12 protein-coding genes and 1 pseudogene are annotated in these 10,500 nt (G+C 54.3%); 6 read left to right on the top strand and 7 right to left on the bottom strand.

What is annotated here, in order from left to right; translation table 11 throughout:
* Window positions 1-533: 533 nt before the first annotated feature.
* The 3 genes from ACHH0Z_RS08965 to ACHH0Z_RS08955 are packed head-to-tail and all read left to right on the top strand — an operon-like array spanning window position 534 to window position 2,387.
* The gene (locus tag ACHH0Z_RS08965) at window positions 534-1,061 is read left to right on the top strand and encodes a tetratricopeptide repeat protein (protein ID WP_008502544.1); all 528 of its coding nucleotides are present in this window, start codon (window positions 534-536) and stop codon (window positions 1,059-1,061) included.
* The gene (locus ACHH0Z_RS08960) at window positions 1,042-1,599 is read left to right on the top strand and encodes an RNA polymerase sigma factor (protein ID WP_045408768.1); all 558 of its coding nucleotides are present in this window, start codon (window positions 1,042-1,044) and stop codon (window positions 1,597-1,599) included. The genes ACHH0Z_RS08965 and ACHH0Z_RS08960 overlap by 20 nt, the downstream gene beginning before the upstream one ends.
* On the top strand, window positions 1,596-2,387 hold the full coding sequence (locus tag ACHH0Z_RS08955) for an anti-sigma factor (RefSeq protein WP_045408771.1): 792 nt from the start codon (window positions 1,596-1,598) through the stop codon (window positions 2,385-2,387). The genes ACHH0Z_RS08960 and ACHH0Z_RS08955 overlap by 4 nt, the downstream gene beginning before the upstream one ends.
* Here the strand turns inward: ACHH0Z_RS08955 and ACHH0Z_RS08950 are convergent.
* Together ACHH0Z_RS08950 and ACHH0Z_RS08945 are read right to left on the bottom strand one after the other, a co-directional pair.
* The gene (locus ACHH0Z_RS08950) at window positions 2,379-2,939 is read right to left on the bottom strand and encodes a YceI family protein (protein ID WP_021241981.1); all 561 of its coding nucleotides are present in this window, start codon (window positions 2,937-2,939) and stop codon (window positions 2,379-2,381) included. The two genes, ACHH0Z_RS08955 and ACHH0Z_RS08950, sit on opposite strands and share 9 nt — an antisense overlap.
* A gap of 105 nt (window positions 2,940-3,044) precedes the next feature.
* The gene (locus ACHH0Z_RS08945; RefSeq protein ID WP_008502540.1) at window positions 3,045-3,401 is read right to left on the bottom strand and encodes a hypothetical protein; all 357 of its coding nucleotides are present in this window, start codon (window positions 3,399-3,401) and stop codon (window positions 3,045-3,047) included.
* Window positions 3,402-3,787: 386 nt separating this feature from the next.
* Here ACHH0Z_RS08945 and ACHH0Z_RS08940 point away from each other — a divergent pair.
* The 3 genes and pseudogenes from ACHH0Z_RS08940 to ACHH0Z_RS08930 form a co-directional block, all read left to right on the top strand.
* Window positions 3,788-3,985: pseudogene (locus ACHH0Z_RS08940) on the top strand (nucleotidyltransferase domain-containing protein); the annotation flags it as partial.
* Between the two features lie 159 nt (window positions 3,986-4,144).
* Window positions 4,145-4,921: an isocitrate lyase/phosphoenolpyruvate mutase family protein gene (locus tag ACHH0Z_RS08935; protein WP_045408774.1), complete on the top strand. Its 777-nt coding sequence runs from the start codon at window positions 4,145-4,147 to the stop codon at window positions 4,919-4,921.
* A complete protein-coding gene (locus tag ACHH0Z_RS08930) occupies window positions 4,905-5,951 on the top strand; it encodes a bifunctional transcriptional activator/DNA repair enzyme AdaA (protein WP_025912349.1) in 1,047 nt (348 codons plus the stop codon). Before ACHH0Z_RS08935 ends, ACHH0Z_RS08930 begins: the two co-directional genes overlap by 17 nt.
* Before the next feature lie 657 nt (window positions 5,952-6,608).
* Here ACHH0Z_RS08930 and ACHH0Z_RS08925 read toward each other — a convergent pair.
* From ACHH0Z_RS08925 to ACHH0Z_RS08905, 5 genes are read right to left on the bottom strand one after another with little or no spacing between them, the layout of a single operon-like run.
* Window positions 6,609-8,942, bottom strand: coding sequence for a primase-helicase zinc-binding domain-containing protein (locus ACHH0Z_RS08925; RefSeq protein ID WP_032712339.1), 2,334 nt, complete (start codon window positions 8,940-8,942; stop codon window positions 6,609-6,611).
* 14 nt (window positions 8,943-8,956) lie between these two features.
* Window positions 8,957-9,277, bottom strand: coding sequence for a DUF5375 domain-containing protein (locus ACHH0Z_RS08920; protein ID WP_032712337.1), 321 nt, complete (start codon window positions 9,275-9,277; stop codon window positions 8,957-8,959).
* Entirely contained in the window at window positions 9,274-9,501 is a 228-nt protein-coding gene (locus tag ACHH0Z_RS08915; protein WP_032712336.1) for a hypothetical protein, read from the bottom strand. Before ACHH0Z_RS08915 ends, ACHH0Z_RS08920 begins: the two co-directional genes overlap by 4 nt.
* Window positions 9,498-10,055: a host cell division inhibitor Icd-like protein gene (locus ACHH0Z_RS08910; protein WP_032712334.1), complete on the bottom strand. Its 558-nt coding sequence runs from the start codon at window positions 10,053-10,055 to the stop codon at window positions 9,498-9,500. Before ACHH0Z_RS08910 ends, ACHH0Z_RS08915 begins: the two co-directional genes overlap by 4 nt.
* Window positions 10,052-10,318: an AlpA family transcriptional regulator gene (locus tag ACHH0Z_RS08905; protein ID WP_023165627.1), complete on the bottom strand. Its 267-nt coding sequence runs from the start codon at window positions 10,316-10,318 to the stop codon at window positions 10,052-10,054. Before ACHH0Z_RS08905 ends, ACHH0Z_RS08910 begins: the two co-directional genes overlap by 4 nt.
* Window positions 10,319-10,500: the final 182 nt, after the last annotated feature.

Genomic DNA, 10,500 nt, shown 5'->3' with positions numbered 1-10,500 from the left:
ATTAATAGAGGAATTGGTTTCTGGAATATAAAAATGATATAGACAGAAAATGAGGGTTGTGCAAATTAAGCTTTGGTAAATAAAGATGGAAACAATGAGTGGGGCATTAATGGATTGCTCTTTTTTATAATTGTTGTTTTTTATATCGTTGTTTTTAGTGTCTTTTTGTTTTCTTTTGCGGTGCTGTTATTTAACGTTTACGACCCAGTATGATAATTGGTAGGGAGCATTTTAAATATCATGTCAAACGTTATTATTTAAGCGCGCTTAATGTGTGTTTAAGTTAGGGTAACGTTTTTGATGTAAGATATATTATGTCACTTAGGTAATGAAATATATTCTTGTACAGGGTTAAAACTCTGCTAATGGGCGCAAGGAATAATAACGAGAAAACAAAAAATAACCTGGTTTATTACCTTTACAACTGAAGTGCAGGCAGGGTTTTAGGACAGAAAAAAATTCACCGAAGAATGAATAAAAATCCTCACCCGGACGTTTACTGACGTCACTCCCCACTCACCCTGGAGTTTTATATGCGCACAACCTCGTTTCGTTTGATCCCGGTGCTGATTTTTTCTCTGCTGTCTCCACTGGCGCTGGCCATGGGCAATAATAGTACCGAGAGCAAAACGCCTGATTGTCCTTCCGGACAGGTGTATGACAGCGCCACGCAGAAATGCGTGCCGGACAAGAGCAGCAGCCTCAGCGACCAGGACAAAACCAACTATGCGTACCATCTCGCGAAGAAAGGCGAGTACCAGGCGGCGCTGAACCTGCTGGATTCGCTGAAAAATGGCAACACGGCTGAAGCGTGGAACTATCGCGGGTTCGCCACGCGCAAACTGGGCCGAACGGACGAAGGGATTGGCTATTACCAGCGCGCGCTGGCTATCGCCCCGGATTACGCCAAAGCCCGGGAGTATCTCGGTGAAGCGTGGATGGTGAAAGGACGCCCGGACCTCGCGAAAGAACAACTGAAGGTCATTGCCGGAATCTGTGGCCAGTCCTGCGAGGAGTATCGTGACCTGCAGGCCGCCATCAATGGACACCCGGAATCCTGATCTTCTCGTGGAGGGAAAACCCATCGCAACCCGTGAGGTTCGTCAACAGCTCGCCGCACACCTGACGCGCCTCTGGCGCTATGGGCTGGTGCTGTCGCGAAACAGGGATATCGCCGAAGAGCTGGTTCAGTCCACCTGCGTGCGTGCGCTTGAAAGAAGCAGCCAGTACACGCCTGGCACGCGCATCGACAGGTGGCTGTTCGCGATCCTGCACTCCATCTGGATCTCAGAGCTTCGGGCACGACACGTTCGACAGGGGCAGGGATTTGTTCCCAGCGACGAGTTGCTGGCACCGGACACCCAAGAACAGAATGAGACGCGCCTGCATTACCTTCAGGTAATGCAGCGCGTTAACGCGCTGCCCGAAGCCCAGCGCAACGCGGTATTTTTGGTTTATGTCGAAGGCTTTACCTACCTGGAGGCGGCGGAGACCCTGGCGGTGCCGATCGGTACCGTGATGAGCCGGCTGGCGACGGCGCGGGCTCGGCTTGCCAGATCCGCTGACGCACTCCCTCCGGTAAAGGAGAAACGCTCTTGAACGCGCACCGTTTTACACCGCCCTATAACGACGACGCCATCGTGGCCTGGATAGATGGCGAGATGTGTCGCGCCGACGCGCAGCAGTTTGAAGAACAGTTAAAGCGTGACGAACGCCTCGCCGGACGAACCGATGAACTGATGAAAAGCAGCCAGGATTACGCCGGGGCGTTTGCTCCCCTGCTGGATGATGCGCCTCTTGAGACGATGCAGGCGCGTCTTGCGGCACTTCCCGACCCGCAGTCCGCCACGCCGACTGGCGTCAGCCGACGGGCGCTGATCGCCGCCTCGGTCAGTTTCTTGCTGGTCGGCTCCGGGCTGGGCTACCTGCTGCGGCCTGCTGCTGCCCCAGAGGATGAGAATGCCCATATCCGCGACCTCGAAGCGCAATATATGTCCCTGTACAGCGTCGAGACGCTGCTGGATATGGACAGCGCAACGCCGGTTCTGCAGCGCGGGCTGGAACGGGCCGCGCAGGATATCGGCATGACGCTAAACCTGTCGCAGCTTACCCTGCAGGGGGCAGAGCTTAAAATGGTGCGCATGCTGCGCTATGAAACCACCTCTATCGCGCAGATTGCCTGGATCAACCCCGACTACGGCCCGATGGCCCTCTGTATTTCGCCTGTTGATGAGAAGACGACGGCCTCGCTCCAGCAGGAGCAGCGGCACAGCATGAACCTGGCGTGGTGGCTGGAGGCGGGCTACCAGTTTGTCCTGATTGGCCGCAACCCGCCGTCTCACCTGCGGGGAAACGCTGAGCGGCTGCAGCGCGTGATTTCAGGATGACGGCACCTTGTTAGTCTGTATCGCAATGGCGATGGCAATACGATCGTCAACGACCAGGGCAAACTTATCCATCCCGTAGGACGCGCGTGATATCGCGGTGGTGGCATCCAGCGTGAGGGCCTGCGCATGCGGGTCTTTCACCGCGGCCTCCAGGATCACCGGCCGGGCAATGTTTCGAACGGTCAACGTGCCGAACACCCTGAACCGTCCGGCGCCCTGGTCGACCACGCGAGAGCTGATGAACTCGATGGTCGGGTAGTGCTCCGCATCAAAAAACATGTCGCTTTTTAATTGCCAGGTGAGCAGCGTGTTTGAGGCCACCAGGGTGGCCACGGGAATGGTGACGTGGATGTGGTCGTCAACGTCGTTATCCGGATTGAGCGTTACGGCACCCGTCACGCCGCTGAACGTCGCCCAGGAGAGGATGCCGCCGAAGGCGTGCCACGAGAGCCGAATGGCGGTGTTTTCGGTGTCGATAAGGTAGCTTTTTGGGGCAGCATGCAGGGAAGGGCATAAAAGCAGAACGGTCAGAAAGGCCAAAAGGCGATACATAGTGGTTTCTCCGATAAGTGCGCACTGCGTAAACGCCTGAGGTGCTAATTATATTCGAAGAAATAAAAAAGGCCGCAAGCGCGACCTTTTCGTGAGGATAATTAATTACTCAGTGACTTTCTTTTCCAGCTCGCTGGCACCTTCTTTGGTTTTGTTCCAGCCTTTCTCCGCGCCTTCTTTGGTGGCATCCCACCCTTTCTCGGTGCCTTCTTTGGTTTTATGCCAGGCTTTCTGGGAATCTTCGCTGACCTTGCTGCCAAAGCTTTCGCTTTTACCTTCCGCAGCATGCTTCTGTTTCAGCTTCAGCTCTTCACCTTTGTTCTGCTCTTCGTGCAGTTTTTGCTTCGCCTCGTTGGCGTTTGCGTTCGCCGCCGCGACGGTATCGTCAGTTGCATGTGTGGTCGCAGCAAATACTGGGGAAGCCAGCAGAACGGCAGATAATGCGATAATTGTTTTTTTCATAATATCCTCATTTAACGTTATCGGTTATGAGCGTGATTCAGCATGGCACAGGCGAAACGGGATGGCTTTAGGAAAAAACTGTAATGAGATCAACATGCCCTGATGAGAGGTATTTAGCCTGAGGATTATCCAAAGGATAAAACGCCTATTTCCGCGAGGGCGGCGAGCGTCAGGAGAATGAATATTATGACGGTTATGGGTCTGTACATGGTGGAGTTCCTTCCGGGTTAAGCGGCTATTCCGTAGCGCTGGGTAGGGGTGTTTTTTTATTCTCCATAGGGGGAGGGGCGGTGTCGTTGATGTTGGTCAAAGGGAGAGGATAGCTTCTCAAGCGAGAAGATGAATGAGCTCTGTCAGGGCTGGACGTAGTGATTGTGGTGGAATGATCGCAGATTCACTCCCTTCTCGCTGGCGGCTCGCTTGTTCATGGCGGGTTCGATCAATACTCCGATCTTAATTTTGTCGTTGTGGTAGACCCTCTCTACTATGACGAAATCCTGGCTCAGCGTATTGTGTTCGCCGGAACACTGGGTCACCTGCTCCATGCTTTCACCGGGGAACATGTGGGAGAACCTCGTCTGCTTAGCCATGCTGAAAGCCGGAGTCCGGGCCTGAAAGGTTTTGGTCTGTTCCGCCCCCCCATGTTCAGACGACGTTTGCTAAAAAATGGTCGTCTGAATTTCGGTTGTGAGGTTCTTCCTGAGTGCTTAGATTCATTTTCAATCTATCGAGAGGATATGAATATGAACTTTGCAGAACGCCACTATCAGCATGAGCCTCTTCTTATCGCCAACGTCTGGGATGCCGCCAGTGCTGTCGCAGCGCAAAAAGCAGGCTACCAGGTTCTGGGAACGTCCAGTGCAGCTATAGCGTCCACACTGGGATATGACGACGGGCAGGGAGTGCCGTTTGATGAGTTATTTTATATGGTCACCCGGATCCGGGCTGCCAGCAGCCTGCCATTGAGCGTTGACATGGAAGCAGGGTATGGTGATTCAGCCGAAGAGATAGCAGACAATCTGCGGCGTCTTGCTCAGACAGGCGTCGCAGGCGTTAACCTCGAAGACAGCCGAGTCATAAACGGGGTTCGTCAGCTTGACGATGCCTCTGATTTTTCCCGTAACCTGAGAACAGTATGCGATACGCTGAGAAGCGAAAATTACAGCCTGTTTCTGAACATCCGGACTGATACTTACCTGCTCGGGCATGAAGACGCGTTGCAGGAGACGATATTACGGGGTCAACGCTACAAAGCTGCAGGTGCTGACGGCCTTTTTGTTCCCTGCCTGACGTCAGAGAAAGACATCAGCCTCATTGCAGAGGCAACGGGATTGCCTTTGAATGTCATGTGTATGCCCGTTCTTCCGTCATTCGACAGGCTGAAACGGGCAGGGGTAAGCCGCATTTCAATGGGCAATTTTGTTCATTCAGCGATGCAGTCAACGCTGACTGATGTCATGCATGCGATCCGATCTCGTCAGACGTTTGAAGGACTTTTTGGTGATGAAAATAACCGATAAAAATCTGTGTGATATCTGGTATCAGGCATTACTTGAACGTGCTTCAGATTACACTGGCGTGTTTTTTGTTGGCGTCAAAACCACTGGCGTATTCTGCATTTCGGTATGCCGGGCGCGAAAGCCCAAGCGCGAAAATGTCGAATTTTATAAAGATGCCAAATCTGCCCTGGCGGACGGCTTTCGTCCCTGTAAGGTCTGCAGACCTGCGGAAAATGCGCACAGCGCGCCATTATTCGTTGAGCAGGCGCTCGCGCTTGTCAGGCGCGATATCAAATCCCGTGTAGCAGACGCGGAGCTTCGTCAGCATGGCATCAGCCCGGAGCGGGTAAGGCGCTGGTTCCTGCAACATCACGGCATCACTTTTCAGGCTTTCCAGCGAATGCAGCGGGTGAACGTTGCCTTGCAGGAGCTGAAAAGCGGACGAGCGGCGACTGACGTTGCGCTGGACAATGGCTATGAATCGCTGAGCGGCTTTGGTTATACCTACAAGCGTCTTACTGGCGCAGCGCCGACTCAGGCAACCCAGGTGATAGTCATTCACCGGTTTACCACGACGCTTGGTCCGATGTTTGTCTGCGCGACAGACCGGGGAGTCTGTCTGCTGGAGTTTACCGATCGCCGGATGTTAGAAACAGAATTCCGCGATATTCAGCGTTTATTTAACGCCAGAATCGTCACCGGCGAAAACAGCCATACCCGGCAGACAGTAAAAGAGATCGGCGAGTATTTTGCCGGAACGCGCCGACAGTTTGATCTGGCTTTAGATGCTCCGGGCAGTGATTTTCAACAATCCGTCTGGCATGCGTTGCGTGCTGTTCCCTATGGACAGACCTCACACTATCAGGCCATTGCACTACGGCTTAATAAGCCAAATGCTGTGCGCGCCGTCGCTGCCGCTAACGGTGCCAACCGGATTGCGATTGTCATCCCCTGTCACAGGATAATTGGAAAAGATGGGGCGATGACAGGTTACGGAGGGGGGATTTCACGCAAAGAATGGCTCATTGAGCATGAGAGAAATAATGTTTAATGGCGTGATGTTTCTGTGTCGCCGGGAAAATTTACGGACTTCGCGGGACATGTTGAGGGTACAAAAAAGCCCGCAGTGCTTGCGCCGTGCGGGCTTTCAGGACTTCATCAGTCGACTCTGGTGATCGCCGATGGAGAATTTTGGTGGGCTGGCGGAGTCTGAATAAATTTCTTAATGTATTAAATATAAAGGATTTTTCCGTATTCAACTTTCAGTTGTGTACCTAAACGTGTACCAATTATGAATTGTCATAGTAATACGATCCCTCTTTAGAAATGTGTCACCTTTTTCATGTGATCTTTTTTTAAACAATAAGCACAGAAAAAAAGTTTTTTTGCATTTAACTGTTCACACTGTTCACCTCGGTTGTTTCTCATTTTATATCATGTGGTTAGGTGGTGCTGAGTTGGTGAAGAGTGAACAGTCGACTCTTCATCTTTGTGATTTTTGTTCGTTCTGGATACGCCCGGCCAGGCGATACGCGGGGGGATAAAAAGTTTTTTTGGGTTTTATTGTTCACTCTGTTCACCTCTTGCTTTTTATCAATAATTTCATAGTGATACAGGGTGAATATACGGTGAAGGGTGAACAGTGGAGTGTTCACCTTATGATAATGGCCGGAAAGAAAAAGACCGGCTGTTGCCGGTCTGGAGTTGGTTATGTCGCTGCGGGTTCGTCGCATTTCGGCAGCCAGTCGCCGTAGCTTTCTTCTTTCAGCGACAGGTTAGTTTGTATCCCCTGCTTTGTGTGCCGCTTTTCATAATTCAGGCCGTACTCTTTCAGCATCATGGGCAGCCCCAGCCCGAACATTTTCAGGCTGAGCACGTTCCTGTATCCGTTAGCCTCCATATAGGCCAGATACGCGTGATAGAGATATTTACGGTAATTGCGCGGGACGATGCTGGCATTACCCATAAACATCCCGTTGGTCTGCGGCAGCATTTCCAGATAGCCGCAAAAATCAAACGTCGGGTCAGCATCGCGCTTGATACTGAGCGCCTCGTCGGAGTTCTGCTGCGACTGGAGCAGTGCGCGGGCGGTCATAGGGTCGCTGAATTTCTGCATAAGCTGGCGCACGATAACGGCCAGCTCGCGCGCAATTTTATCCCTGAGCTGCGGGTCGCGTTCCTCCGGGGCAATCTGCTCCGGGAAATGAATAATCACCCGGCGACGTGACACACCGCCGCTGCGGTCGGTGAAGCGCATCGGATTATTGTTCACGGCCAGAATGACCGCCGGAATATGCGTTGAATACGGGTTCTGGTATTTCGGGTCAACCGAGACCGCATCACCGCCGGTGATGGCCTTCAGCCCTGCACCGTCACCGCTCCATTTTTCCTGGTCAGGCAGACGTATCAGCGAGAAACCAATCAGGGATGCACGCTTGCGCGGGTCTTCCAGCGTGTCGATATCGGCCGACGTGGCGTTATCCTCTCCGGCGAGCAGGGTCGCAATTTCGGCCAGAATACTTTTCCCACTCCCGCCGGGACCAGTGACTTCGAGAAAGAGCTGCCAGTCGTAGCGGTTCGCCAGCACCATAAACAGCGCGGCCAGAATCACGTCGCGCTTTTGTGGATTTTTACCGGCCGCCCGGTCGAGCCAGCGCCAGAAATTCGGCGCGTGGGTCTCCAGCATTTCGCCTTCCACCGGCGGGGTAAAATCCACGTCGCACAGCGTGCGCAGCCAGTGCGATTTGCTGTGTGGGCTGAACAGGCCGCTTTGGGTATCGAGTACCCCGTTGCGAAAACCAATCAGACGGCGTGCCGGTGCGACCTGCTGAGGAATAATCAGCTTCAGCGTCTCCACCACTGAGGTGATTCTCCCCGACGAGAACGGGGCGCGCAGGCGCTGGAAAAGCCCGGCTACGTCGCGTTCGAAACTGGACGGCTGAACGACTTTCCATATCCCTGCTTCATAGCGGGACAGGAGCTGGCCGTTCGCATCCACCGCCAGCGCTTCACCGTAATGCTCATGCACCCGCAGAGCCTTGTCACTGGCGCTCATGGCGGTAAACTCCGCCTCGCTCATGGTATCAAACGGACTTTGCATCGGTGGCCGGATGGCGTCATAAATCGCTTTTCGCGTGGCCTCCCAGCCATTCTGCATAAACGCATCATTCCAGTCACCAAACACCGGCGGCAGGGCAACAACACCCTCACAGGTTTCTGCGGCCGCTGCGGCTTTGTTCTGGCCGTCGCCGTTAAGGTCGCGGTCGGCGGCGAGCACAATCTGACAGGCCGGGTGTTTCTGACGGGCAAGGCTCGCCAGAGAAAGGAGGTTCACGGACGACAGTGCCACCATGACGGTTTCGCCGGTCAGGTGATGCACGGTGAGCGCGGTTGCATAGCCCTCCGCAATCCACAGGCGTTTTCCGGCCTGTTTTTTTCCTTCGATGGTGTGACACGCTCCTTTTACCTGACCGCCTTTCAGGGTGCGTTTGAGCCCCTCAGAACTGATAAGCTGAAGGTTAACCAGTGCGCCGGTATCGTCATATAGCGGGACAACCACATCACCGGCGCGGAACGTCAAGCCGCCGGTTTTATGCATGACCGACAGTACCGGACATTCCCGGTCAGGGAAGCCCTTGCGGGTCAGATAGGCGTTGCCACTGGCCGTGCGGGTTTTCTCCATCAGTCTGACGGCCAGCGCGGCGGCCGCTTTGCGGTCAGCCTCCGTTTCAGCCTCTGCGGCCGCAATCACTTCCGGGGCAACCGGCGGCAGGTTGCCGGTCACGGCGTTCACCTTCTCGGCAGCCTCTGATGCGGTTACGCCGAATACTTTCTCTACCAGCTTAAGCCCGTCACCCGCGCCGCACTGATTGCAGAGCCATGTCCCGCGTCCCTCTTTATCGTCAAAGCGGAAACGGTCAGAACCGCCGCACACCGGACAGGCCTGATGCCGGTTTTTCATGACCTTCACACCCAGCGCCGGGAGAATGCGTGGCCAGTGGCCGCACGCCTGTTTTACGGTTTCCGTTACGTTCATTTTCATCGTTATTTTCTCCCTCAGTGCACAACAGGCGATTGCATGTGACGGGCGCAGAGTTCATCCATCACGGCCAGCCCGAGAAAGGACAGTGAGGGCGCGGCTTTGAGTGGTCCGGCTTCCATTAAATCTTCCAGCAGTGCACAGGCAATCAGACGGCCTTTTTCCTCGCCGTGCTGGCGCAGGTAGAAGCCCTCCAGTTCGTCGGTAATGGCGCTTTCCAGCGCGTCGAGGGTGAGGTGCGGGTAGCGGTGCTGATGTTCGCATACTGTCAGCCATGCACATGCCACGGCGCGACGATACAGCGCGGCGCGTAATACGGGGGGTAATGGCTTTTTCATACGTTTCCCTCCCCGGTCAGCCAGCGCTGATTGCAGCGTTCGACCACGCCGTCGAGCTGGGCGGTCATAAGGTAAATCACGGAGGTGAGTTGCGACTGCTGCGCAGGGTCACGACAAACGGTGGCGCAGTCCTGCACCTGCATCAGCTCATTGACGAGCTGGCCGACATTGCGCATGTGCTCAAGGCATTCGAGATCACGGGCGGAAATGGTGGTGTGTCTCATGCGCGCACCTCCGCAACCGGCAGACGGCCAGCAAACGAGAGGACGTAATCGCGAACGAGGGAACGACGTGCAGCGTGTTCATCACCGGCAACGGTGCGAAGCATACAAATGCGGGGCTTACGGTCTGCGCGACGAACGGCGGCAAACACAAAGACGAATTGAGGGTGTGACGGGGTGAGGATAGTAGCCATGATGGCAGCCTCCATTGAGTAGCGGTTACTGCTACCACCGGAAACGCCAATTTCACTGGTGGCAGCCCGAACGGGGTTGGCGTAACCGGCCTCAATGGATACCGGCCAGCCCGAAGGCTGCCCCGCCCGGACTACCATTATCTTGCTGGAACCATGGTGTATAAAAAGACACCACAGCCCGGAAAATGGGTGTGCCTGAGCTACGACGAAAAAAAAGACGCACGGCGCGTCTGGTGTCGCCATTGAGTTTCGCGGAACGCCAATTCCGGCTGTCGATTTTGCGACAGCGGGAAAACTATACCTGGAAACGGCGACAGGAAGCAAGCCAGAAAAAGGGTCTGTTTGCTGAACGGTCATCATCATGCGTCATAGCCCCGGTTACGTTCGGCAATGCGATCTGCCATCCATGCGGTGATTTCAGACTGCGCCCACGCCACGTTTTTGCCGCCTAGGCTGATTTGTTTCGGGAAAGCCTCGCGGCTGATGAGGTCGTAAATGGTTGACCGGGACAGGCCGCACAGATGCATCACTTCAGGCAGGCGGATAAAGCGCTCCTGAACGGCATCAGAAACCGGCATCAGTGGTGCGGCAGGGGCAGAAGACGGGGAAGAAAAAGCGGTGTGCATCGGGCTACCTCATAAAGTCCATACAGTGCCGGTCATGTCCGTCCGGCTTCGGGTAGCTCCTTATTATGTCTATATTTTTCCTCAGGTCATGTGAGATTTTCGGGGAAACAAACATTGACTTTTCGCTCTGGCAAACAAAGACAAACGCTGGCAAAGATATGCAAATCACTGCATTACAATGC

Origin of the sequence: Enterobacter cloacae complex sp. 2024EL-00227 (assembly GCF_043945315.1) — a bacterium.
Taxonomy (GTDB): Bacteria; Pseudomonadota; Gammaproteobacteria; order Enterobacterales; family Enterobacteriaceae; genus Enterobacter; species Enterobacter roggenkampii.
The sequence above is the reverse complement of the archived record's forward strand: the minus strand, read 5'-3'. Positions and strand labels throughout refer to the sequence as shown.